Origin of the sequence: Streptomyces griseoruber (assembly GCF_001514205.1) — a bacterium.
Lineage (GTDB): Bacteria > Actinomycetota > Actinomycetes > Streptomycetales > Streptomycetaceae > Streptomyces > Streptomyces griseoruber.
In genome coordinates, this window is record NZ_KQ948766.1 from 279,215 (window position 1) to 303,109 (window position 23,895).

21 protein-coding genes and 1 pseudogene are annotated in these 23,895 nt (G+C 71.7%); 8 read left to right on the top strand and 14 right to left on the bottom strand.

What is annotated here, in order from left to right; genetic code table 11:
- Positions 1-50: 50 nt before the first annotated feature.
- Complete coding sequence (locus tag AQJ64_RS47935; protein WP_211286479.1) at positions 51-1,856, top strand: hypothetical protein; 1,806 nt, start codon at positions 51-53, stop codon at positions 1,854-1,856.
- A gap of 12 nt (positions 1,857-1,868) precedes the next feature.
- A complete protein-coding gene (locus AQJ64_RS13455; protein ID WP_055636054.1) occupies positions 1,869-2,729 on the top strand; it encodes an immunity 49 family protein in 861 nt (286 codons plus the stop codon).
- Positions 2,730-2,738: 9 nt separating this feature from the next.
- Here the strand turns inward: AQJ64_RS13455 and AQJ64_RS13460 are convergent, their stop codons facing one another.
- From AQJ64_RS13460 to AQJ64_RS13485, 6 genes are all read right to left on the bottom strand, one after another.
- Positions 2,739-5,399, bottom strand: a complete 2,661-nt coding sequence (locus tag AQJ64_RS13460; RefSeq protein ID WP_055636055.1) for a SpoIIE family protein phosphatase — start codon at positions 5,397-5,399, stop codon at positions 2,739-2,741.
- A gap of 259 nt (positions 5,400-5,658) precedes the next feature.
- Positions 5,659-6,066 carry an ATP-binding protein gene (locus tag AQJ64_RS13465; protein WP_244902655.1) on the bottom strand — a complete coding sequence of 136 codons (408 nt, stop codon included), beginning with the start codon at positions 6,064-6,066 and terminating at the stop codon, positions 5,659-5,661.
- A gap of 164 nt (positions 6,067-6,230) precedes the next feature.
- Positions 6,231-6,641, bottom strand: a complete 411-nt coding sequence (locus tag AQJ64_RS13470; RefSeq protein WP_059202650.1) for a (deoxy)nucleoside triphosphate pyrophosphohydrolase — start codon at positions 6,639-6,641, stop codon at positions 6,231-6,233.
- Positions 6,642-6,693: 52 nt separating this feature from the next.
- Positions 6,694-6,897, bottom strand: coding sequence for an SPOR domain-containing protein (locus tag AQJ64_RS13475; protein ID WP_059202651.1), 204 nt, complete (start codon positions 6,895-6,897; stop codon positions 6,694-6,696).
- Between the two features lie 386 nt (positions 6,898-7,283).
- Complete coding sequence (locus AQJ64_RS13480) at positions 7,284-8,036, bottom strand: GntR family transcriptional regulator (protein WP_055639047.1); 753 nt, start codon at positions 8,034-8,036, stop codon at positions 7,284-7,286.
- Positions 8,037-8,183: 147 nt separating this feature from the next.
- Entirely contained in the window at positions 8,184-9,419 is a 1,236-nt protein-coding gene (locus tag AQJ64_RS13485) for a DUF4190 domain-containing protein (RefSeq protein WP_059202652.1), read from the bottom strand.
- 166 nt (positions 9,420-9,585) lie between these two features.
- On the opposite strand from AQJ64_RS13485, the gene AQJ64_RS13490 reads away from it, so the two are divergent.
- The gene (locus tag AQJ64_RS13490; protein ID WP_244902650.1) at positions 9,586-10,791 is read left to right on the top strand and encodes a serpin family protein; all 1,206 of its coding nucleotides are present in this window, start codon (positions 9,586-9,588) and stop codon (positions 10,789-10,791) included.
- Here the strand turns inward: AQJ64_RS13490 and AQJ64_RS13495 are convergent.
- The 4 genes from AQJ64_RS13495 to AQJ64_RS52015 all read right to left on the bottom strand — a co-directional run bounded on the left by AQJ64_RS13495 (position 10,746) and on the right by AQJ64_RS52015 (position 14,790).
- Complete coding sequence (locus AQJ64_RS13495; RefSeq protein ID WP_079061635.1) at positions 10,746-13,001, bottom strand: DEAD/DEAH box helicase; 2,256 nt, start codon at positions 12,999-13,001, stop codon at positions 10,746-10,748. The genes AQJ64_RS13490 and AQJ64_RS13495 overlap by 46 nt on opposite strands.
- 39 nt (positions 13,002-13,040) lie before the next feature.
- Positions 13,041-13,691 (bottom strand): daptide biosynthesis RiPP recognition protein, encoded by a 651-nt coding sequence (gene mpaB, locus AQJ64_RS13500; protein ID WP_055635209.1) that lies wholly within the window; start codon positions 13,689-13,691, stop codon positions 13,041-13,043.
- 206 nt (positions 13,692-13,897) lie between these two features.
- Positions 13,898-14,284, bottom strand: coding sequence for a hypothetical protein (locus AQJ64_RS52010; RefSeq protein WP_342342288.1), 387 nt, complete (start codon positions 14,282-14,284; stop codon positions 13,898-13,900).
- Complete coding sequence (locus tag AQJ64_RS52015) at positions 14,239-14,790, bottom strand: LLM class flavin-dependent oxidoreductase (RefSeq protein WP_342342291.1); 552 nt, start codon at positions 14,788-14,790, stop codon at positions 14,239-14,241. The genes AQJ64_RS52010 and AQJ64_RS52015 overlap by 46 nt, the downstream gene beginning before the upstream one ends.
- Positions 14,791-15,465: 675 nt before the next feature.
- Between AQJ64_RS52015 and AQJ64_RS50720 the strand changes: the two are divergent.
- Positions 15,466-15,817: pseudogene (locus AQJ64_RS50720) on the top strand (hypothetical protein); the annotation flags it as partial.
- Between the two features lie 8 nt (positions 15,818-15,825).
- On the opposite strand, the gene ychF reads toward AQJ64_RS50720, so the two are convergent.
- Complete coding sequence (gene ychF, locus AQJ64_RS13515; protein ID WP_055635207.1) at positions 15,826-16,914, bottom strand: redox-regulated ATPase YchF; 1,089 nt, start codon at positions 16,912-16,914, stop codon at positions 15,826-15,828.
- Between the two features lie 1,633 nt (positions 16,915-18,547).
- Between ychF and AQJ64_RS13520 the strand changes: the two genes are divergently transcribed.
- A complete protein-coding gene (locus tag AQJ64_RS13520) occupies positions 18,548-18,913 on the top strand; it encodes a DUF6542 domain-containing protein (RefSeq protein ID WP_063788890.1) in 366 nt (121 codons plus the stop codon).
- A 217-nt stretch (positions 18,914-19,130) separates the two neighbouring features.
- Here AQJ64_RS13520 and ppgK read toward each other — a convergent pair whose 3' ends face one another.
- Both ppgK and AQJ64_RS13530 read right to left on the bottom strand, forming a co-directional pair.
- Positions 19,131-19,886, bottom strand: coding sequence for a polyphosphate--glucose phosphotransferase (gene ppgK / locus AQJ64_RS13525; RefSeq protein ID WP_055639036.1), 756 nt, complete (start codon positions 19,884-19,886; stop codon positions 19,131-19,133).
- Positions 19,887-19,915: 29 nt separating this feature from the next.
- Positions 19,916-20,953: a 4-hydroxy-3-methylbut-2-enyl diphosphate reductase gene (locus AQJ64_RS13530; protein WP_079061636.1), complete on the bottom strand. Its 1,038-nt coding sequence runs from the start codon at positions 20,951-20,953 to the stop codon at positions 19,916-19,918.
- A gap of 82 nt (positions 20,954-21,035) precedes the next feature.
- Here AQJ64_RS13530 and xseA point away from each other — a divergent pair, with 82 nt between their 5' ends.
- From xseA to AQJ64_RS13545, 3 genes are all read left to right on the top strand, one after another.
- Positions 21,036-22,271: an exodeoxyribonuclease VII large subunit gene (xseA, locus tag AQJ64_RS13535; RefSeq protein ID WP_055639038.1), complete on the top strand. Its 1,236-nt coding sequence runs from the start codon at positions 21,036-21,038 to the stop codon at positions 22,269-22,271.
- Positions 22,255-22,476, top strand: a complete 222-nt coding sequence (locus tag AQJ64_RS13540; RefSeq protein ID WP_055639039.1) for an exodeoxyribonuclease VII small subunit — start codon at positions 22,255-22,257, stop codon at positions 22,474-22,476. Before xseA ends, AQJ64_RS13540 begins: the two co-directional genes overlap by 17 nt.
- A 151-nt stretch (positions 22,477-22,627) precedes the next feature.
- The gene (locus AQJ64_RS13545; RefSeq protein WP_055639040.1) at positions 22,628-23,218 is read left to right on the top strand and encodes a malonic semialdehyde reductase; all 591 of its coding nucleotides are present in this window, start codon (positions 22,628-22,630) and stop codon (positions 23,216-23,218) included.
- Positions 23,219-23,348: 130 nt separating this feature from the next.
- On the opposite strand, the gene AQJ64_RS13550 is transcribed toward AQJ64_RS13545, so the two are convergent.
- Positions 23,349-23,873, bottom strand: coding sequence for a DUF4245 domain-containing protein (locus AQJ64_RS13550; RefSeq protein ID WP_055639041.1), 525 nt, complete (start codon positions 23,871-23,873; stop codon positions 23,349-23,351).
- Between the last annotated feature and the right edge of the window lie 22 nt (positions 23,874-23,895).

Sequence of the window (23,895 nt, forward strand, 5' to 3'; positions counted from 1 at the left end):
TCGCCAAGGCGCTGTCGATCGCGGGCAAGGCGGGTCGTGTGATCGACCCGATGACGTACATCGCCAAGGGCGCGGGCGCGGGCCTGTCGAAGATCGGCGACATCAGCAAGGCGTTGAAGGGCATGGGGAACATCGAGATCCCCAAGCTGCCCGAGAACGCGATCACCCTGCCCGAGGGCACGGTCCACCTCCCCGACGGCACGATCCACCTGCCCGAGGGCGCGGCGGTCCCGGAAGGCGTGACCAAGCTTCCGGACGGCACCTTCAAACTCCCCGACAACACTCCGGCCATTCCGGAAGGCTCGGTCAAACTCCCCACGGACGCGGGCGCCCCGGCCCGCTACTACGACCCGCAGGGCAACCTCCTCGACGAGAACGGCACCGTCCTGAAGGAAGCAGCGGACGGCCCGGGCGACATCGTCGACCAGCCCGGCACCCCCGCCTCGGGAGCCGACCTCCCCCGAGTCGACACCCCGACCAAGGAACCGGCCCTGGTCGGCGCCGGCACCCACACCGCCGAGTCCGGCGCGCAGCACATCAACCTCGGCAACAGCCTCGACACCGACCTCGGCGACATCGGCCGCACCGGCGACAACGCCACCACCACCCCGGCGACCCACACAGTCGACCACCTCCCCGGCGGCACCGCGGACCATCTGCCGGGGGGAGGGGTGGGGGACAATGCGGCGCGGAACAGCATCGACACCCCCGCCCCGGCGAGCGCCGGCGACAACGCGATCCCGGAAACATCGACCGGCGACCACGCCCCGGGCGGCCACACCACCGAGACCGGCCCGGGCGCGGGGCACGACCTCCCGGGCACCGGCGGCCATGACCTCCCGGGCACGTCCGGCCACGACTTCCCCGGCCCTACCCCGGACACCCCGCACGGCGGCGGCCCGGGCGACCTGGGCGACGACGCGACCGCGGCGGGCCACCACGCCGCGCCTGAGCGTCCTGACTTCATGCGGGACGGCGGCAATCCATACGGCCCGAAGGATTCATTGACTCCCGAACAGATCAAGGAAATTCAGGTCTACCGGGCCAATCACGAACCGGGCTACTACGAAAAGTACTACTACGACGACGGACGTCGGCTCAGGACGAACATCCCGGACGAGAGTGGTTACGCCCCGGTTCAGATGCACGTCGATCCCGTCACCGGGGTGAAGACCGCGGCTTCTGACGCGCCGCCCCCCATTCCCGAAAAGTACATCGACAGTGCCGAAGTGAGTCGCAGCCGGCACCAGGTGCTGAACGACGAGACGCTCCGGCATCTGGATGAGGCCGCGGCGCACCGGAGGAGTTCGATCGACTACTCGAAGAGCGCCGAGCACCACAGGGACATCATCGAGGGCTGGGACGACTCGCACGGGGCGCTGGACGATGCCGGCAACGAGTACAAGTCCGCGATGAACGAACGGACCAAGGCTGCCGAAGCCTTCGGCGAGGCCGTCGCGGAGCACCAGGTGATTCCCGAGCTCTACCCGAATTCGGTCCGGGAGACTCTCCATGGTCCGGCGAACGGAAATGACCAGTTCGATCAGTTGTGGCGCCGCGAGGACGGAAGATTCGTCGTCGTCGAGGCCAAATCGACGGTCGATACCAAGCTGGGTAAGAGGGATGTGCCCTACCTCGACGGCAAGAGGGCCGCCATGCAGGGCACCAGGGAATACTTCATGGACATCATCCAGAAGATGGAGAGCAGGGGCCGGAAATATCCGAGTGAGGCACGGCTTGCTGCGGACTTGAAGATCGCCCTGGCCGAAGGCAAGGTTGACTACATTCTCGTCAAGGGCAAGGTCGACGGCGGTCTGTACGCTGGCTACGAGAAGCAGCAGTTCGACATCGGGTGACGGGAGAGTTCAGTGACAGCAAGGGTGATCCGGCACGGCAGTCCCGGCCCTGATGACGAGGCGTACGCGCAGACCTTGAGCGAGGGACTGGAACGGACAATCGCCGTCCTGGAAAATTCGCCGCGTATGTTCGACGGAGCTATGGGAGGCGCGTCAACCTACCTTAACGCGCGCCTGGCGGTCGATCCCGATGCCTCTCATCTCCGTACCTGGGAAGCCACCGTCACCGCGATGCAGGTGTATTCCTCGGCATTCGCCGCCGCAGTTCGGACGGAGGGTACCGTCGGGTGCCGTATCGCGGACGTGATGCGAACAATCCCGGCAACCGGTCATCAGTACTACACGAATGCTGGAAACTGGCTCACCGCGTTCTGGCTGGCGGTCGTCTGCCGTGAACAGGCCCGCATGACCCAACTGTGCGAGGTTTCGGTCGAATTCCTGCGCTCGTCAGGAGTGGACTACGACGAGTACGTTTACCATTGGATCGACGCTCTCCAGACGTACTGGTCGGAGCGCCCGGGACTGGGTGAGAAACTGCTCGCGGCGATCCGGACTTCCGAACCGGACGTCGTGCACATCGCCGACCGAGAACTGCTGGACAAGATTCTTTATCAGCCGATCAATCTCTTCCAGTTTTTCCTCCGCAAGGACCACGAAGGTTTCCGGCAGGCCCTCGTCGAGGCCTTGGAGCTCCATAAGTCGTTCTGGACGGCGTCGGAGGAACGCGAAGAGACGGTCGACGGCTACCTGGCGCTCGGCCCTCTCGCCGTCGCCTGCCTCGCCTACGACGCCGGGTTCCCCATCGATGTCGAATCCGACTACCTCCCCGGCGAGTTGCTCAAGCGCGCCTGGGTCGGTGAGTTCCCGACCTGACGTACCCGGTCAGAACAGGCTCAGCAACGCCTCCGCCGGATCCGTCAGCCCTGTTTCGCCGTCCGGGAGGGGTAGTTCGAACCAGACCGTCTTGCCGCGGGGTGTGCGGCGGGAGCCCCAGGCCGCGCTGAGGAGGCCGACGAGTTGGAGGCCGCGGCCGCCCTCGTCCGTGTCGCGGGCGCGGCGGCGGCGTGGCTGGACCAGGCCGGCGTCCCAGACCTCGCAGACCAGGGTGCGGTCGAGGAGGAGGCGGAGCCGGATCTCGCCCTCGCCGTAGCGCAGGGCGTTCGTGACGAGTTCGCTGACCAGCAACTCCGTGGTGTCGACCAGGGGTTCGAGATCCCAGGAGAGGAGCCGGGTGCGGGCGTACTCCCGCGCCCGGCCGACGCTGCGCGGCTCGCGAGGGAGGGTCCAGTCGCCGACACTGTCCTCGGGAAGGCCCTGTACACGTGCCATCAACAGCGCGATGTCGTCCTCGCCGTGGTGGGTGTCGAGGGTGTTGAGGACGTGGTCGCAGACGTCCTCCAGGGGGCGGGTGGGGTCCGTGAGGGCGCCGACGAAGGCCTGGAGGCCCTCGTCCAGGGGGTGGTCGCGGGACTCGACGAGGCCGTCCGTGTAGAGGGCGAGCAGCGCGCCCTCGGGGAGGTCGACCTCCACCTCCTCGAAGGGTTCGCCGCCGACGCCGAGCGGCATGCCGGGCGGGACGTCGAGCATCAGCGCCGGTTCGCCGGGTTCGACCAGGACGGGCGGGAGGTGGCCCGCGTTGGCGAAGGTGCAGCGCCGGGTGACGGAGTCGTAGACGGCGTACACGCAGGTCGCGAGGTACACCTCGGAGAGGTCGGCCTCGCGGGGGCGGCGGGCGGCGCGGGTGGCCTGCTGGACGCCGCCGGGGGTGCCGAGTCCGCGGGCGATCTCGTCCAGCGCGGAGAGGACCTCGGCGGGTTCGAGGTCGAGCAGGGCCAGGGTGCGGACGGCGGTGCGCAGTTCGCCCATCGCGACGGCCGCGCGCAGGCCGCGGCCCATGACGTCGCCGACGACGAGGGCCGTACGGTGGCCGGGGAGTTCGATGACGTCGAACCAGTCGCCGCCGACCTCGCTGGGCCGGCCCGTGGAGACATTGCCCGGGAGGTAGCGGCAGGCGATGTCGAGGCCGGAGGCGACCGGGTCGCCGGGGGGCAGCAGGGACCGTTGCAGTATCAACGCCCGCTCGTGCTCACGGCGGTAGAGGCGGGCGTTGTCGATACAGACGGCGGCCCGTGCCGCCAGTTCCCAGGCCAGATCCCGGTCCCGGTCCCCGAACGGCTCGCTGCCCTTCGTACGGGAGAACTGCGCGAGGCCTACGACGGTGTCGTGGGCGACCATCGGGATGGCGAGCGTGGACTGCACGAGGCCGCCCTCCTCGCCGGGGATGCTCTGCGGGCGGGCCGTGCGCAGGGCGTCCGCGCACGGGGAGTTGAAGGGGAAGTGGTGGACCGCGCCGACCGCGACGGGCGCGCCGGTGGCCGAGTACGGGGCGTCGGAGACGGCGGAGGAGAAGGCGACCCGGCGCAGTTCGGCGCTGCCGTCGGCGAGGCCGGGCGGGGTCTCGTCGCCGGCCAGGAGGCCCTGGTAGAGGTCGACGGTGGCGAGGTCGCAGAAGCCGGGCACGACGACGTCGAGGAGTTCGCGTGCGGTGGTCTCCAGGTCGAGGGAGTTCCCTATGCGGGCGCCCGCCTCGTTCAGAAGGGCGAGATTGCGCCGTGCGGCGGCGGCCTCGCGGGCGGCGGCGCGGCGGGCGGTGATGTCGGTGCCGAGCCAGGCGATGCCGATGGGGCGGCCGGTGCCGCTGTGCACGCGGTAGAGGTTGATGGACCAGTGGCGGCGTTCGTCGGAGCCCGGTACGAAGCCGGTGACGTGCATGTCCGTGATGGAGTCGCCGGTCTCCAGGACCCGGCGCAGGGTGGCGCTGACCCGCTCGGCCTCGGGCCGGGGAAGATAGTCGTGGACGCCCTTGCCCCGGTGGTCGTCGGGGGTGCCGCCGAAGATGGAGGCGAACCGGTGGTTGGCGCGGCGGACCCGCAGGTCGGGGTCGATCAGCAGGAAGCCGAACGGGGATTGGCCGAAAATGGCCTGTGAGGCGGCGAGGTCGGTCTCGATGCTGCGCAGGGTGCGGACGTCGACGACGATGCACACGGCGGCGTTGTCGCCGTCGAGGCTGCGGGTCGGCATGACGTACACCTCGGCGAGCCCGCGCTCGCCGCGTCCGCCGCCGGGGACGGGGTCCGGCATCCGGAAGGGGACCACTCCGGTCCACTCCCGTCCGTCGAGGATCTCGGCCATCTTGCGCTCGCCGCGCTCGCGCAGGTCCGGGTCGATGAACGCCTCGATGGGGTCCATGCCGACCGCGCGGTCCGCGGAGATGCCGAAGATCTGTTCGGCGCGCAGGCTCCACTGGTCGACGAGCCCGTCGGGGCCGATCGAGAAGGACGCGACCTTGATGTAGTCGTAGATGGAGCCGGGCGGGCTGCTCTGCCACACGGCGTCACCCGGCGCCGCCCCGCCGTCCGCGAGTCCGCCGTACGCGCGGTCCGGGGCCGGGGACGCGTCCGAAGCGAACGCCCCTGCGGCCCTGGCCCTCGCGCCGCCCGACGGGTCCTCGGACCCCGTGGCCTTCGCTGGTATCTCGCTCACGCGAACCGTCCCCTCCAGCTCACCGCGCCCGGTACCGGTCACCGGCGGCGGCTGCCCGCAGTATCCAGCACTACGGAGCCGCACGACACGGTGTTCACGATCACAGCACGGTCCAGGCTGTTTTTGGACCGTTCCGCGACAACACATCCAGTCTTCTAACCAGCGGGCACGTGGTCGAACCACACCTTCCGGGACCGGTCGCCGGCGGGCACCGGACGGGTGACGGCGGAGCGCCCGCTGTACACCCGGTCGGCACCGGTCAGCCCGGCACCGCGAGTTCGAACCAGACCGTCTTCCCGCTCTCTCCCGGCCGGGTTCCCCAGCGCCGGGAGGAGGATGCCACCAGTTGCAGTCCGCGGCCGCTCTCGTCCTCGGGCCGGGCGGCGCGCTCGCGGGGCGGGTCGGGCAGCGGGTCGGAGACCTCGACCAGCAGGACGCCCTCGAGGCCGGCCGGGCGGACCAGGCGGACGCCGATGGGGCCGGTGGCGTGCCGCAGGGCGTTCGTCACCAGCTCGCTGACCAGCAGGGCCGCGATGTCTCCCAGGCTGTCGAGGCCCCAGCCGTGCAGCCGGCCCCGGACGACGCGGCGGGCGGTGGCCACCGCGCCGGGGTCCGCCGGAAACGTCCACTCGGCGCAGCCGTCTTCGGTGTCGACCACACCGATCACTTCCCGGGCCAGCGAGTACACCCACGTCCGGTTTCATGGGGTTAATGGGGACATACCCGATATCCAGGGGGCGGTACCGCTCGGACGGCCGGGGAAGGCGCCCCGGACGGACAGGAAGGGGAGGGGAGGGGAGGGGAGGGGAGGCGGGGAGCGGGCGGGCCGGGTCAGTGGGCCCGGGTGCCGAGCCGGGTGAGGGTCTCCCGTACGGCGGGGACGTCCTGGTCCAGCCAGGGCACGTCCCAGATCTCGCCGGGGGCGAGCCAGCGCAGTTCGTCGTGGTCCTGGAGCGGCGCGGGGGCCGCGGAGCCGGGGCGCAGCCGGGCGGTCCACACCTGGAGCACATAGGGCGCCCTGAGGGGCCATTCGCCCGGGACACGCTCCACGGCCTCGGTGTCGACGCCCAGTTCCTCGCGCAGCTCGCGCACGAGGGCGGCCTCGGGCCGCTCGCCGGGCTCGACCTTGCCGCCGGGCAGCTCCCAGCGGCCGGCCAGCTCGGGGGGTGCGCTGCGGCGCGCGGCGAGCAGCCGGCCCGCGTCGAGGAGGGCGGCTGCGACCACCACGGTCCGTTCGGTCATGCGCCGGAGCCTACGGGACGTCGGTGTGGGTCAGGTGTGGGTCAGGTGTCGGTCAGTTCCGGGTGCTGTCTCCGCTCTGGGCCTGGCTCTGGCCGATGCGCTCGACCCAGTAGAGCTGCTTGTGGCCACGGTCGTCGAGGCTGTCCGCGATCTTCTGGGCCTCCGCCCGGGTGGCGTACCGGCCCACGCGGTAGCGATTGCCGTTGTCGTCCTGCCGTATGACGAGCCAGGGCAGAGAGATGGTGCCCTCGTTCATCGCGCCCCTCCGCTTCCCCGGCACGGCCCGCCCCGCGCCCCGCCCTCTAAGGAAACCGCAATCCGCATATGCCCGAGCGTACGCCTTACCTTTACACAGCGAACACGGCTTTGCACAAAGAGGTACGCAACCAGCCAAGACGCAGGGGGCGCACGTGGCCGAACGCGCCGTGCGGGCGCGCTGACGCGTCCGGTCGGCGGGGGGTCGGGCATATATGGGACGACCTGCGAGAACGACCGGAAACGACCGGATCCCGACGGCACGCGGACGCGCTGCGTGCGGGCGTTTTCCGGGGGCAACTGCCGGAAGGGTGTGCGCCGCCCGCAGCGATGCGCTACCGCAAGGACGGCCGAGGACCGTCGCCCACGGCCGTCCGGTGGCGCGGGCTATCTGACGGGCAGGTGGTACGCGACACGGTAGCGGTCGGCCGGGATGACCACGTCGGCCGTCTCCACGGGGCGGCCCGAGGCGTAGTACGTGCGCTGGACGACCAGGACGACATGGCCGGGGACGCCGCCGAGGGCGAGGAGTTCCTCGGCGAGGCCCGGGCGGGCGCCCACCTCCTCCGTCACGTTGTCCACGATCACGTCGATGGCGCGCATCCGCTCGACCACGCCCATGCCGCCGAGCGGGCCCTCCTCGGGCAGCATGACGGGCGTACGGCCGGTGACGGCGAGGGGTTCCCAGGAGGTGGAGAGCATCATCGTCTCGCCGGCCTCCCGGAAGACGTACTTGGTGCACATCACGCGGTCCCCGGCCTTGATGCCCAGCCGCTCGGCGACCGCGCCGCTCGCCTCGCTCTGCCGGCTGCTGGACTCCCAGGTCCCGCGGGCGTGCGCCTCGGCCTGCTCCTGGCGGAACGGTGTGGCCCCGCCCGGGGGCCGGTAGCCGGAGCGGGCGATCCGGCGGGGCACCGGCCGCTCGCGGACATACGTACCGGATCCGGAGCGGCCCTCGACCAGGCCCTCGGCCATCAGGACCTTGCGGGCCTCCAGGGCGACGGTGTCCGAGACGCCGTACTCCTCGCGGATTCTGGCCTGGGACGGCAGCCGGGCGTGCGGTGGCAGCGAGCCGTCCACGATCTTCTTGCGGAGATCGCCCGCGACACGCAGGTACGCCGGCTGCTCACCGAATGTCACTGGCCGCTCCCATCAGGTTGTACAGACAGCTACAGCGTGGCAACCGTGGGTTCGACCATGCAAGCAAAGGCCAGAGAATCACTCGATGTGATGACATGTGCCCCGGAAAGGCTTTACGCAGGCAGTTTCTCCCCGCTATGGCGGCGATCACACGTCCTCGCTGCCGCTCCCGCCGGCGCCCGAGCCGCCCTCGCCGTATTCGTCCTCGTCGTACGAGGGCGGGGTGGTGGCCAGGTCCAGGGCCTCGCGGGCGGCGACGGTGGTGTCGCCGTCGACGTACGCGTAGCCGCTGTCGTAGTGCAGGTAGAACGTGTCGGCGTCCCCCGCGGTGGCCGCCTTCGCCCAGTCCGCCCGCGCGTCCCGCATGTCCTCGACCAGGGCGTCCACCGGCTTCCCGGCGTCCGCGGACCAGGTACGGCCGCCCAGTGCCCCGGCCTGCTCGGCGAGCACGTCCCGGACGTCCGCCGCCCAGTCCTTGTTGGCGTCCAGGTCCTCCTCGGCGTAGTCCTCGGGCTCCTCGTAGAGGACCTCGTCGATCGCCGCCATCGCCTTCAGGAAGGCCAGCTGGTCCGCGTCCAGGTTCGTTTCGTCGGCGCGCAGCGAGCCGGTCAGGGTGCCGGTCTCGTCGGTGTGGGCGAAGACGCAGGTGATCTCGCGGTCGCCCCACTCCCAGCTCTCCGCGGTCGGCGTGAGGTAGTAGACGTCGACCTCGTCGCCCAGCGCCCAGGGGTCCATGGCGTAGGCGTCCTGGAGGGTCCAGCACGTGTCCTCGGCCTGGTCCGTGACGTATCCGTCGCCCGGGTAGTCGTCGCCGGACAGCGGGATCGTGCCGAACACCTCGCCCTCGTGCGGGTCGGCGCAGGGCACCTCGTCGACGTCGTAGACGTCCTGGTCGAAGCCCCGGCCCGGGACGTCGAAGCAGTCGCCCGCGGCGAGCGCGTAACTGCTGCCCCTCGCGCCCTCCTTGACGCCCTCCCAGAACTCGGAGGCGACGTTCGTGGACAGCGACAGGGCCCACAGCGCGAGGCCGAGGGAGGACACGACCGCGCCCGCGATCGCCATCCCCCTGCCGCGCTCGCCCCGCTTCCTGATCTGCACCAGCGCGATGATCCCGAGGATCAGCCCGACGGCCGGCAGGAAGCAGAGCAGACCCAGCACGAGGGCGGCGATGGCGACACCGTTGACCGGCGCGGGGCGGGCGAAGGGCGTGTACCCCTGCCCCCAGACCTGGTACGGCGCGGGCACGGCACCGTAGGGGCCCTGGGGGGCCTGGGGAGCCTGGGGAGCCTGGGGGTACGGCCCCTGCGGATACGGGCCGTGCGGCTGCGGAGGCTGGTACGGGTCCTGGGGCTGCTGGGGCCCTGGGGGCGGGGGTATGGACACGGGTACCGTGCTCCTGGTTCGGGCGGATCGAGGCGGGGTGCGGGCAGTCTGGCAGCGGGGTCCGACAGCGGTACGGAACCGAGAGGCGACCGACGCGGCTGGGCGGCATCGTAAGCGTGTTGCTCACGGGGGAGGAACGGTGGTCGCGAACGCGACGATTCGGGCGGTGAACGCGCTTGCCGCGCGCTGGGCCGGGGAGGTCCGCGCGGACGGGAACTCGGTCTTCTCGGCGGCGGGCGTCTGGCCCCTGCTGGCCTTCCTCACGGACGGCGCCGAGGGAGCCGCCCGGGAGGAACTCGCGGACGCCCTCGGGCTGGCGGCGGATCAGGCGGCGGGTGCGGCGCGGGAGTTGCTGGGCCTGCTGGAGTGCGCCGAGGGCGTGGAGGCCGCTCTCGGGCTGTGGACGGCTCGGACGGTGGAGCTGGAGGAGGCCTGGGCAGCGGGGCTGCCCGCCGAGGCGCACGGGGTGCTCACCGGGGACGCGGAGGCCGACCGGGCGGCGCTGGACGCCTGGGCGGCGAAGCGGACCGGTGGGCGGATCGGACGGATGCCGGTACGGCTGGACCGGGACGGCTCGCTGGTACTGGCGACGGCGTCGGCGCTGCGGACGGACTGGGAGGAGCCGTTCACCGGGGACATCGGCGCCTGGACGGGCGGGCGGCCGACCGGTGAGGACGTGGCCGGGCTGCGGCGGACGACCACCGATCTCGACGCCGTCGGGGTGGCGCGGGCGCCCGGCGGGGCGGTGACCGAGGCGAGGGTGCGGGGCACGAACGGGCTGGACGTCCATCTGCTGCTCGGGGAGGAGCGGATGACGCCGGGGCAGGTGCTGGAGGCGGGGGCGGAGATCCTCGGGGGCCGGCTCACGGCCGTTCCCGGTGGGCGGCTTCCGCTCGGTGTGGCCGGGCCCGGGGTGTGCGTGGCGCGGCAGCGGGTGCGGGAGCCCGCGCCGCCCTCCGTCGTCCTCGCCGCCATGGAGTTCGAACTGACCTCCGAGCACGACTTCCTGACCCACCGGGACCTGTTCGGCCTGGTGACCGCCACCGACGGCCGGCCCGGACACTTCCCCGGCATCAGCCGGGCCCCGCTCGGGCTGCGCTCCGCCCGCCAGACGGCCACGGCCGTCTTCAGCGCGGAGGGCTTCCGGGCGACCGCGGTGACGGCGGCGGAGGCGGTCTGGCTGAGCGCGGAGGAACTGCCGTACGAGACGACGGTCGTGCGCGCCGCCTTCGACCGCCCCTTCGGCTTCCTCGCCGTCCACCGGGCGAGCGGTCTGGTCCTGACGGCCGGGTGGGTGAGCGAGCCGAAGGTGTGGCGGGAGGAGGACTACGGGTGGCCGGAGGAGGGGGACGGGACACCCGTGGTCTTCTGAGCCTCGCCCGCGAGCCTGCGCTGTTCCTCCTCCACGATGCGGCGGGCCAGGCCGTCGTCGGAGACGTCGATCGCGTCCGGGGTGGACTCCGCCGTGTCGCTGCGGCGGGCGTAGGCGTCGAAGAGGCGGTTCTTGCCGGCCAGGATCCGCAGCAGCCGGTCGTCCACGCTGTCGGTGACCAGCAGACGGTGCACCTGGACCGGGCGGACCTGGCCCATCCGGTGCGCGCGGGCCACGGCCTGGTGTTCCAGGGTCGGCTTGGTCTGCGGTTCGCACAGGACGACCACGGAGGCGGCCTGGAGGTTGAGGCCGACGCCGCCCGCCTCGATCTGGCAGAGCAGCACCGCGTGCCCCTCGGCGGCCGTGAAGTCGTCGACCAGCCGCTGCCGGCGGGCGGCGGACACGGATCCCGTCAGCGGGCCGTGCACCGCGTCGCCGAGCGCCTCCCGGACGGTGTCGAGGACGCCGCGGAAGTACGAGAACACGACCACTTTCAGGCCGTTGACCGCCGCCTCCGCGACCAGTTCGCGCAGCCGCTGGAGCTTCGCGGACTTCTCCGGATCGGCGTACGCGGCACGGCGCATCGCCATGAAGTTCCCCTCGGCGACGGCCGCCCGGTAGGCGTCCCGGTCGGCGGCGCCGAACTCCTCCCATGCGTCGACCTGGATCAGCGCGGGCAGTTCGGTGAGGACGTCCTTCTGGTTGCGGCGCAGATAGGCGGGGGCGACCGCCTTGCGGAAGACATGCGGTCCGGCCGCCGCGTCGCTGTCGTGGATCTCCGGGAGCAGTTCGGGGCGGAGCGGGGCGACGAGGGCGCGGAACTCCGCGACGCGGTTCTCCATCGGCGTACCGGTGAGGAACAGGACGCGGTCGCAGGCGCCGGTCCACACGGCGACCGAGCGGGCGCGGCGGGTGGCGGGGTTCTTGACGTAGTGCGCCTCGTCGACGACCAGCAGACCCGGTGCGGTGGCGGGCTCCGGCGCGGGCAGGGTGTGCAGCACGTCGAAGGTGGTGACGGCGACTCCGCCGCGCTCGCGCCACTCCGCGTGCGCGTCCCGCCGGTCCGGTCCGTGCACCGGCACCGCCCTGAGCGTGCTGCGGGCGCGGATCTCTCGGGTCCAGTTGATGAGGACACCGGCCGGGCAGACCACCAGGAAGTGGGTCTTCCCCTCCGCCGCGAGATGCGCGAGCACGGCGATGGCCTGCACGGTCTTGCCGAGCCCCATCTCGTCGCCGATGATCACCCGGCGCCGGGCGAGCGCGAAGCGGGCGCCGAAGGCCTGGTAGCCGCGCAGGGAGACCCGGCGGTGGGTGTCGTCCAGCGGCTGTGCGCGCACCTGTTCGGCGACCTCGGAGGGCATGAACCCCTCGGCCGCCGCCACGTCCGCCGGGAGCGCGCAGATCTCCGCCAGAAGGCTGTAGTACTCGGCGGAGCGCACCTCGAAGTCGACCCACGCCTCGAGCTCGGCGGCGGGTTCGCGCAGCAGGTCGGCCGTGGTCTGCGCCAGCAGCAACGGCACGTCCGTGCGGGCCGCCTCGGCCGTCAGGTCCCGCAGCTCCGGCCCGGCCGCGCGGGCGGCCTCGCGGCGGCCACGGCCCGCGAGCGCCAGCCGCAGCCGGCCGGTGGCCGGGCGCAGTGCGGGCAGCAGGGCGGCGAGGCGGGTCTCGTACCGTTCGGCGGCGGCGACGGCCCGGGGCAGGTCGGGTCCGGCCCCGACCAGCCGGTACAGCGCGGTGACGAGGGCGGTGGTGCGGGGTTCGGGGGCGTCGACGTCGATCCGTACGGACACCGTCTCCTCCACCGCGCGGGCGAGTTGCCGGGCGGCGGCGAGCGCCTGGTCGGCGGTCTGCGGGCCGACCCCGGGGATCTGCCGGAGTGTGTGCCGGCTCGCCGCGTGCACGGCGCCCACCGAGTCGAAGCCGGCCGCCTCCAGCGCGGGGAGCCGCAGCCGGCCCCCGGTGACCTCCTTCAGCCGGGCCGGCGGGATGGTCCGCAGTTCCTCGGCGACGAGGGCGTCCCGCAGCGGCGCGTGGGCGGCCCGCACCGCTTCCAGGGCGCGGGCGTGGTCGGCGCGCAGGGTGCGGGCGGCGTCGTACAGCCGCGTCCCCGCCTCGCACAGCTCGCGCGCCCGTCGTCCCACGGCCGGGGCGGGATCGTACGGCGGCGGCGCGGCGCTCCCGACGGCCTGCGCCTCCTCGACCCGCCCCATGCGCCCCTCCCCCGGTGTGCCGGGTGCGCGGTCCACCCGTCACGTTCCATGCTGCCACCCGGCACCACGCCCCGGGCGTGGTGGGCGCGGATCCCCGCTCCGGCGGTCGACGCGGTGGTGGTCGCGGTCGCCGTCGTGGACGTCCTGCCGAGAGGGCTGCCGCCCGGGGAGGTCGACACCTGTCCCGAGGGCCCCACGTACAGCCGCAGTCCGGGCCCGTCCCCGCTCTGGCCGGCCCCGAGCCCGGGCAGGTCCGCGAGCTGGATGGCGGGGTTGGTGAGAGTCGGCGAACATGCCCTGGTCGTGCGCGCGGTCGGCGTCGAGGAGGTAGGACTCGAAGTCCGTCGCGTCCGCCACACGTACGAGGGTGGGCCCGACGACCGACATGTACTCACTGATGCCGTACGCCTGGATCTGGAGGTAGAAGCCGGGGTCGTGGGTGAACTCGGTGCCCGGTTCGGCGAGTGAGCCCTCGTAGCCGATGACGGTGGGGCTGTCGGCGGAGCCCGCGGAGCCCTCCACGCCCGGCACGAAGATCATGGTGTCGGCGTCCACGGCGTCGGATGCCAGCAGGGCCGCCAGGTGCGCGGCGTCCTCCAGAACGACGGTGCGGGCAGCGTGTCCGGCGTTCTGGGACACCGTCGTGCGCCCGGTCGCCCAGCTCATGAGGCGCTCTTTCAGCACAGACATCGCATCCCCTTTTTCATCCCCCGATTGATTTCCCATATACGTGGACCGGCCGCGCGCAGCACGAAGAGACCCACCTGAAGAAAAGTCCGGCGCGCCAACGGGTTACCTGAAAGCACATGCGTCACGGGCATGTGATTCGAAAAAGCGCATATTCGCGCCGAAAAGCAGACGGTTACCTAACAGACGATTGTCCGGCACATACTTTGTCAGGCAGACAACGCGGCAAGGATCCGCTTGAGATCGGACATCGCTTCCTGCGCGCCGGCGACATTGAAGACCCCGGTCACATTCAGCACGACTTCGTCCACTCCGGCCTTTTCGTACGCACTCAATCGTGCGAGCAGTCCGTCCGTGTCGCCGCCGAGGAACGCCCCGCCCTCCACGAGGGCCTGCGCGTCGGCCTTGAGATCCCCGCCGCCCACTCCGACACCGGCCCGGCGCAGCATATCGAGGTGGTGCGGCCCTTGCAGGTGGGCGGCGTTGCCGGCCAGCGCGAAGGTGCCCGGCTCGTGACCCTCGCACTCCAGTGCGATCGGCACGATCGCCGTCAGCCGCGGTACGGGTCTGCCGGCCGTCGCGGCGCCTTCACGCATCGCCGGCAGTCGACGTCCTCCAGGTAGGAGGCGGGCGTCAGCCAGGTGATCGCGACATCGGCGAGCTCCCCGGCGAGCCGGGCCATGCCGGGGCGGAGCACGCCGAGGCCGAGTTCGACCGGAGGGGCGGGAAAGGCGTGCAGCGCGCCGTGACAGGAGAAGTACTCGCCCTTGAGGTCGACGACATCAAGGGCCAGCAGGCCCCGGACGATCGTCAGGTACTCGCGTGCGGCGGTCAGTGGACTGCGGTACGGCTCGCCGAGCAGGCTCCGCTGCATCGATCTGGCGCCGGGGCCGAATCCGGCCACGACCGGCCGGCCCGTCGCCAGGGCGAGGGACCGCACCTGGAGCGCCGCCTCGTAAGGATGCCGGAGCGGCATGAGCGTGACACCGAGCCCGGTCGGCACCCGGAAGCCGGCTCCCGCCGCGTACGCGAATCCCTGATGCGGCTCCAGGAACAGCGCCTGCCCCTGCCACAGGCGCTCGGCCCGAGTCCATTGAACCAGGCCCGCGTACGGAAGAAGTTACTCAGGGCGCCTCGGTAAGAAAGGCACCAGAACCGAATAAGTCGTCAATAGAAAAACCCCCGTTCACACCCATGCCGACACGCGAACAAATACGGACATTGGTCAGATGTTCGTACGCGGTTTGCGGTGCGGCTGGCACACATTCGATCATGCCAGGTGTAAAGGAAAGTGTAAAGATTGAGTATTGAGCAAGTCCTGCCTCCGCCCGATCACGACGCCGCCGCTCGACCCGGACGGCGACGAATTCGACCTGGGGCCAGGCGCGGCCTTTCCCGACATCCTCCTCCCGGGCGGGCTCGCACCCCGCTGACGACCACCGCCCCTCGGCCTCGACTGCCGGGCCGCGCTCAGGCCGGGCGGATGGGTGGACCGGGCGGCGTCCGGCACCACCACCGCGACCCTCGCGCAGCCCGCACACGTGGCGGCCGTCGCCCTGGCCCTGATGCTCCCGTCGTGGACCGGCCTGCTGCCCGCCCTCACCCCGGCCGTCCCACGGACCGGCCGGACCAACGCGTCGCGCGCGCCGCCCTCGCGGACGAGGCCCTCAGCCCGCAGGTGGAGACCGTCACCCACCCCGGCATCCCCGGCATCGACTCGACCCCGGCCTCCGCGGTCACCGACGGCGACAGCCCCGCCATCGCCGGGGCGAGTGCCCGCACGTGGTACGCAGCGGAAGAGGCCCGGCTCGTCGTCGAGGTCGTCCCACCGGAGTCCGCCCACCGCGACCGCACGGTGAAGCTGCGCAAGTACGCGGAGGCCAAGATCCCGCACCATTGGCACATACCCGCACCATTGGCACATAGGGGACGCGGTCGGCACTCCTGTCATCCACGTCTACGAACTCGACGAACCGACCGGCGTCCACGCGCCCGCCGGCGTCTTCCGGGGCACCCTGAAGCACCCTGTGCCGTTGCATCGGGTCGGCGCGGGAACACGGAGGGGGCGGGCTCGCCAGAGCCCGCCCCCTCCGACCTGCATGCTCGACGACATGTCCAGCACGCGGTAATCACACGATCACACGTTGAAGCGGAACTCCACGACGTCGCCGTCCTGCATGATGTAGTCCTTGCCCTCCATGCGGGCCTTGCCCTTGGCGCGGGCCTCGGTGACCGAGCCGGTTTCCACCAGGTCGGCGAACGAGATGACCTCGGCCTTGATGAAGCCCTTCTGGAAGTCGGTGTGGATGACACCGGCCGCCTCGGGAGCCGTCGCGCCCTTCTTGATGGTCCAGGCGCGGGATTCCTTGGGGCCGGCCGTGAGGTAGGTCTGGAGGCCGAGGGTGTCGAAGCCGACGCGGGCGAGGGTCGCGAGGCCGGGCTCCTCGGCGCCGACCGACTCCAGCAGCTCCATGGCGTCCGCCTCGTCCAACTCGGCGAGGTCCGCCTCCAGCTTGGCGTTGAGGAAGATCGCCTCGGCCGGGGCGACCAGGGCGCGCTGCTCGTCCTTGAAACCGTCGTCGGTCAGCTCGTCCTCGTCGACGTTGAAGACGTAGAGGAACGGCTTGGTGGTGAGCAGGTGCAGGTCGTGCAGGAGCTCGGCGCGCTCACCGCCCTGGACGATGCCCTGGGAGAACAGGGTGTCGCCCTTCTCCAGGATCTCCTTGGCCTCCTCGACGGCCTTGACCTTGGGGGCCACGTCCTTCTTGATGCGCGACTCCTTCTGGAGGCGCGGGAGGACCTTCTCGATCGTCTGGAGGTCCGCCAGGATCAGCTCGGTGTTGATCGTCTCGATGTCGTCCTTGGGCGAGACCTTGCCGTCGACATGCACGACGTTCTCGTCCTTGAAGGCACGGATGACCTGGCAGATCGCGTCGGACTCACGGATGTTCGCCAGGAACTTGTTGCCGAGGCCCTCGCCCTCGGAGGCGCCGCGCACGATGCCGGCGATGTCGACGAAGTCGACCGTCGCCGGGAGGATCCGCTGGGAGGAGAAGATCTCGGCCAGCTTGGTGAGCCGGGCGTCGGGGACGCCGACCACGCCGACGTTCGGCTCGATCGTGGCGAACGGGTAGTTGGCCGCCAGCACGTCGTTCTTGGTCAGGGCGTTGAACAGGGTCGACTTGCCGACATTCGGCAGACCGACGATTCCGATCGTGAGCGACACGTTGCGACTTCCCGTAGTCAGAGGGCCAGGGGCCGGTTCCCGTGGTGAGAAGGCCGGGGCGGGCCGAGAGGCCGACCGATCCACCAGTTTACGGCGTGCCGGGCACCGGACCGGCGGCCCTGTCGAACGCATGGTCACCGTCCGTCCCTCGGCGTGTCCGACACCCGATTCGGCACATAAACCGACCTAAGTTGGTGCAGTGGAGCAACACAGGACGCGACCCCCGCAGAGCGCGACGCGCCGCGACCCGCCTTCGCCACCGCCGCTGCCGCCCCAGACAGCCCGGGAAACCTCGTCGGGGGTGTCGGCGGGGGCGGGCCTCGAGCTGCGGCCACGGAGGGAGAAGCATGGGGAGCCCGCCGAGGGTTCGGGGGATTCAGCAGGCGATTCCGCAGGCGGGAGGGAGCGCGGGCCGGCGTGTTCCGACGTGGGGGCCGGCCGACGCTCGGTGCCGCCTCGCCCGTCGGAGCCGCCCCGGCCCATGAAGCTGCCCGCCCGGTCGAGGACGAAGCGCCTGTCGGGGGCTTCCCGCCCGGCGCCGGTCGTGGCTCAGCGGGCCGAGGACGGCCGGGAGCCCTCACCGGACCCTCGTCCCTTCGCCGGTCGACGCCCCTCCTCGGGTCCCGGGCCGTCCGGACGTCCCGGGCCATGTGAAGGCCCGGGGCCATCCGAAGGTGCCGGGCCATCCGAGGGTCTGCGCCCGTCAACGGGCCTGCGGCCGTCCGCAGGTCCCCGCCCGTCAACGGGCCTGCGGCCGTCCGCAGGTCCCCGCCCGTCAACGGGCCTGCGGCCGTCCGCAGGTCCCCGCCCGTCAACGGGCCTGCGGCCGTCCGCAGGTCCCCGCCCGTCAACGGGCCTGCGGCCGTCCTTGGATTCGGGGTCGTCCGGGGGCAGGGGTGCGCGGCCGTCCGCCGGTCCGCGTGCTTCCTACGGCCGGCGGCCTCCCTCCGGTGACCGCCCCTCACCGGGTGGCGGACCCCTTCCGGGTGGCGGACCTGTTCCGGGCGGCGGGCCTCTTCCGGGTGGCCGTCCCTTCCCAGGTGGCGGACCCCTTCCTGGTGGCCGTCCCTCCCCAGGTGGCGGACCCCTTCCGGCTGGCGGACCTGTTCCGGGTGGCGGACCTGTTCCGGGTGGCGGACCTCTTCCTGGTGGCCGTCCCTCCCCAGGTGGCGGGCCCTCCCCCGCTGGGCGCCCTTCCCCCAGTGGCGGATCGTCCCCCGGTGGGCGCCCATCCCCAGGTGGCGGACCCCTTCCGGCTGGCGGACCTCTTCCGGGCGGCCGCCCCTTCCCAGGTGGCGGACACCTTCCTGGTGGCCGTCCCTCCCCAGGTAGCGGGCCCTCCCCCGCTGGGCGCCCTTCCCCCAGTGGCGGATCGTCCCCCGGTGGGCGCCCATCCCCAACCAGCCGTCCTTCCCCAACCGGGCGTCCTTCCCCAACCAGCCGTCCTTTCCCCACCAGGCGTCCTTCCCCCACCGGTCGCCCCTCCGTCACCGGGCGCCCCTCCCCCACCGGCCGTCCTTCCGCCGCCCCCGGCACGCCCCTGTCCCCGGCCAAGTCCGCCGGAGGGGCCGGGGGCCGGTGGCCGAACCCCCGGCTCACCGGGCTGGGGAGCGGGCTGTTCGGTGGGGTGGTGATGTTCGCGCTCGGGGGTGTGGACGAGATGCTGTTCGACAGCTCGCTGACCGTGTACGGCGTGTTGTTCCTGCCGGTGTGTCTGCTGGTCGCGCTGTGGGTGCGCCCGGGGGATCTGCTGTCGGCGCCCGTGGTCGTGCCGATCGCCTTCGCGGTGGGTCTGCTGCCCGTCGTCGGGGGTGCGGACGGGCTCGGGGCGCGGCTGATGGAACTGGTCACGGCACTGGCCACGCAGGCCGGCTGGCTCTACGCCGGAACGCTTCTCGCGGCCGCGACCGTCCTGGTACGGGGCGTACGCCGGGCAGCGGCCCGCCGCCGGACAGCGAGCGCAAGCCGGGGCCCGCGCCCCTCGAGCCGGGCTTCCTGATCCGATGACGGCAGGCACCGGGGTGGTGCCCCGACGGGGTCCGGGACCCGCACGCCGGGTCCCCGATCCGCTCCGCCGAGCCGGGCCACGCCCCCGACGCAGGGCCGCCGGACCGCGAGCCGGGGTCCGCGAGCCGGGGTTCACGGCCCTCGGGTCAGGTTTCCTGATCTGATCCACCGCCGCGCCCGGCCCCGCCGCGCCCCGGTCGGCGCAGGGCTCAGCCCGCCCGGGTGCCCGTCGTCGCCCTCATGGCCGCCCCCACGATCCCCGCGTTGTTCTGCAGTTGGGCCGGGACGATCTCGGCTTGGATGCCCTCGATGTAGTGCAGGAACTTCTCCGCCTTGCGGCTGACCCCGCCGCCGATGATGAAGAGCTCGGGAGAGAACAGCATCTCGACGTGGGCGAGGTACCTGGTGACCCGGCGGGCCCAGTGTTCCCAGGTCAGCTCGTGGTCTTCCTTCGCCTTGCTGGAGGCCCGCTTCTCCGCGTCGTGGCCGTTCAGCTCGAGGTGGCCGAGTTCGGTGTTGGAGAGGAGGACGCCGTCGGTGAAGACGGCGCTGCCGATGCCCGTGCCGAAGGTCAGCAGGATGACCGTGCCCTTGCGGTCGCGGCCGGCGCCGAAGGACATCTCGGCGACGCCCGCCGCGTCCGCGTCGTTGACGACGGTCACGGGGAGGCCGCCCAGCCGCTCGCTGAACAACGCGCGCGCGTCGGTGTCGATCCAGGCCTTGTCGACATTGGCCGCCGTACGGATGTGGGAGCCGCCGGTGACCACACCGGGGAAGGTGAGGCCGACCGGTCCCGTCCAGCCGAAGTGCTCGACGACTTCCTTGACGCCGTCGGCCACCGCATCCGGCGTCGCCGGTTGCGGGGTGAGCACTTTCAGGCGCTCCTGAGCCAGGTCGCCCTTGTCCAGGTCCACAGGGGCGCCCTTGATCCCGGATCCGCCGATGTCCACGCCGAAGATCTGCATGGCCCTACGTTACGACGGACGACTGACAGTCACTCACCCGAGGCGGCCCGGGAGCCCTCGGCCCCGCTGCCGCCGCGCGCCGCCACCAGGGCCGCCGCCTCCTCGCGCAGGTCGCGGCGCAGCTCCTTGGGCAGCGAGAAGGTGATGTGCTCGTCGGCGGCCTTGACCAGCTCGACGTCCCCGTAGCCGCGCTCGGCGAGGAAGGCGAGGACCTCCTCGACGAGGACCTCGGGGACGGAGGCGCCGGAGGTGACACCGACCGTGCTCACGCCCTCCAGCCAGGTCTCGTCGATCTCGCTCGCGAAGTCCACCAGGTACGACGCGCGGGCACCGGCCAGCTTGGCGACCTCGACGAGCCGCTTGGAGTTGGAGGAGTTGCGGGAGCCGACCACGATGACCAGTTCGGCCTCGGCGCCCATCTGCTTCACGGCGAGCTGACGGTTCTGCGTGGCGTAGCAGATGTCGTCGCTCGGCGGGGAGATGAGCTGCGGGAACTTCTCCTTGAGGGCGTCGACCGTCTCCATGGTCTCGTCGACCGAGAGGGTGGTCTGGGACAGCCAGACGACCTTGGAGGGGTCGCGGACCTCCACCTTGGCGACGTCGCCGGGGCCGTCGACGAGCTGGATGTGGTCGGGGGCCTCGCCGGAGGTGCCGATGACCTCCTCGTGGCCCTCGTGGCCGATCAGGAGGATGTCGTAGTCCTCGCCGGCGAAGCGGACGGCTTCCTTGTGGACCTTGGTGACCAGGGGGCAGGTCGCGTCGATGGTGGCGAGCTGCCCGCGCGCGGCCTCCTCGTGCACCACGGGCGCGACTCCGTGCGCCGAGAACATCACGATGTTGCCCGGCGGGACCTCCTCGGTCCGCTCGACGAAGATCGCGCCCTTCTTCTCCAGGGTCTGCACGACGTACTTGTTGTGGACGATCTCGTGCCGGACGTAGACCGGGGCCCCGTACTGCTCCAGGGCCTTCTCGACGGCGATCACGGCGCGGTCCACGCCCGCGCAGTAGCCCCGGGGAGCGGCGAGCAGGACACGGCGGCGGGCTGGCGAAGCAGTCATGTGTCCCATCGTAAGGCCGCCCGCCGTGCCGCCCCGCGCCCGCCGGAAACGCTCAGCGGCGTTGTCGGTGCCTGCCGATACTCTCGGTCGCATGGCTGTGAACACGTCCGCGGACGCCCCGCTGCCCGTCGGCGAGGTGTCCCGGCTCATCGGGGGATGGATCGAGCGGCTCGGCGCCGTGTGGGTCGAGGGGCAGATCACCCAGTTGTCGCGGCGTCCGGGGGCGGGCGTCGTGTTCCTGACGCTGCGGGATCCCTCGCACGACATCTCGGTGGGCGTGACCTGCTACCGGCAGGTCTTCGACACCGTCGCGGACGTCGTCGGGGAGGGCGCCCGGGTCGTCGTCCACGCGAAGCCCGAGTGGTACGCGCCGCGGGGGCAGTTGTCGCTGCGGGCCGTGGAGATACGGCCGGTGGGGGTCGGGGAGCTGCTGGCCCGGCTGGAGCAGCTGAAGAAGTCGCTGGCGGCGGAGGGGCTGTTCTCGGCCGACCGGAAGAAGCCGCTGCCCTTTCTGCCGCAGCTGATCGGGCTGGTGTGCGGGCGGGCGTCCGCCGCGGAGCGGGACGTGCTGGAGAACGCGCGGCACCGGTGGCCCGCGGTCCGCTTCGAGGTGCGCAATGTCGCCGTGCAGGGGGTGCACGCGGTGGCGCAGGTCGTCCAGGCCGTGAAGGAGCTGGACGAGATCCCCGAGGTCGATGTGATCGTCGTGGCGCGGGGCGGCGGCAGCGTGGAGGATCTGCTGCCGTTCTCCGACGAGCAGCTGGTGCGGGCGGTCGCCGCCTGTCGTACGCCCGTGGTCTCGGCCATCGGGCACGAGCCCGACCATCCGCTCCTCGACCAGGTCGCGGACCTGCGGGCCTCCACGCCCACCGACGCCGCCAAGAAGGTCGTACCGGACGTCGGCGAGGAGCTGGAGCGGGTGCGGATGCTGCGCGGGCGGGCGCGGCGGTGTGCGCAGGCGTTCGTGGAGCGGGAGGAGCGCGGGCTCGCGCACGCTCTCGGGCGGCCGGTGATACAGGATCCGCACCGGATGGTCGAGGAGCGCGCCGATCAGGTCACCTCGCTCGTCGAGCGGTCCCGGCGCACGCTCGGGCATCTGCTGGACCGCGCCGACTCGGAGCTCACGCACACGCACGCGCGCGTGGTGGCCCTCTCGCCGGCCGCGACGCTGAAGCGGGGGTACGCGGTACTGCAGCGGGCCGACGGGCATGTGGTCCGGGATCCGGGCGAGGTGGGTGCGGCCGAGGTGCTGCGCGCGCGGGTCGCCGAGGGCGAGTTCATGGTTCGAGTCGACGAGAAGGAAACGCCGCATGACGAGCAAGGCTGAGGAAGCCCTCGGGTACGAGCAGGCCCGGGACGAGTTGATCGACGTCGTACGACGCCTGGAGGCGGGGGGTACGACGCTGGAGGAGTCGCTCGCCCTGTGGGAGCGCGGGGAGGAGCTGGCCAAGGTGTGCCGGCGCTGGCTGGAGGGTGCGCGGGCGCGGCTGGACGCGGCGCTGGCCGAGGAGGGGGAAGCGGACGGCGAGTGAGCGCGGCGGCGGGGTGCCACTGTGAGCCGGGTCACCGATACCCGTCTTTTGTTGAAACTTGAACCTCTCCTCGCGTACGGTCGTCGACATCAGCCGATCCGGACCACGGTCCGGAACGGAGTCAGGCGCCCCACACCGAGGAAGTCCACGCATGTCTCTCGTTCTTGACCCCACCGCCCAGGACCTGCTGTTCCGCGAAGCCCACACCGCGAACACCTTCACCGACGAGCCGGTGACCGACGAGCAGATCCAGGCGATCTACGACCTGGTCAAGTTCGGCCCGACCGCCTTCAACCAGACCCCGCTGCGCATCACCCTGGTCCGCTCGGCCGAGGCCCGTGAGCGGCTGGTGCAGCACATGGCCGACGGCAACAAGGCCAAGACGTCCACGGCCCCGCTGGTCGCGATCCTCTCCGCGGACAACGAGTTCCACGAGGAGCTGCCGACCCTGTTCCCGGCCTTCCCGCAGGCCAAGGACCTGTTCTTCGCCGAGCGCGCGGCCCGTGAGGGCGCCGCCGGGATGAACGCCGCCCTGCAGGCCGCGTACTTCATCGTCGGCATCCGCGCCGCCGGTCTGGCCGCCGGCCCGATGACCGGCCTGGACTTCGAGGGCGTCCGCAAGGAGTTCCTCGACGACGACCACACCCCGCTGATGGTGATCAACATCGGCAAGCCCGGCCCGGACGCCGCGTACCCGCGTTCCCCGCGCCTCGCCTACGACCAGGTCGTCACCACCGTCTGAACCGTCCGAACCGTCCGAGCGGATCTAGCGGATCGAGCAGATCGAGCGGATCGAGACGGACCCATCGCGACGCACGAGAGGCCCCCTGCCAGCCGGCCGGGGGCCTCTTCGCGTACCGGTCAGGGGGCGCTCACGCCGTCTTCAGCGCCTTCGCCATCTCCGTCAGACGGTCGAAGGACGCCGTGCCCGCGACGACCGTCGTCGAGCCGTCGGTGCCCTGGAGGACGAGGGCGTCGTAACGGCCGCCGGCGTAGCGGGTCCAGGTGCGGCCGGCGATGTCCTCGGTGACCTTGGTCGCCTTGGCGCCCTGGCTCGCCTCCTCGATGAACTCCGCGCGCTTCTGAGTGGACTGCTCGATCGCGACGTACTCCCCGTCGGGAGTGTGGAAGCCGAGATGCCAGGAGTCGAACTCGGCGCCCCGGAAGCGCACGGAGGTCGCCTTCCAGCTCTCGGGCAGGCCCTCGGGCGCAGCCACCGGGTACGACGCCGCACGGCGTGCCGTGAGCAGCTCGACGCGGTAGTCGACCCGCTTGACGTCGGGAGCGGTCTCGTCGTGCGGGACGAAGAGGTAGATCACATACGCCGCGATGACGATGAGGCCCAGGGAGAGAACCATGTCCCGGGCCGTCTTCTGCTTGCCGTTCGAACCTGCCACGCCCCCTATCGTCGCAGGTGCC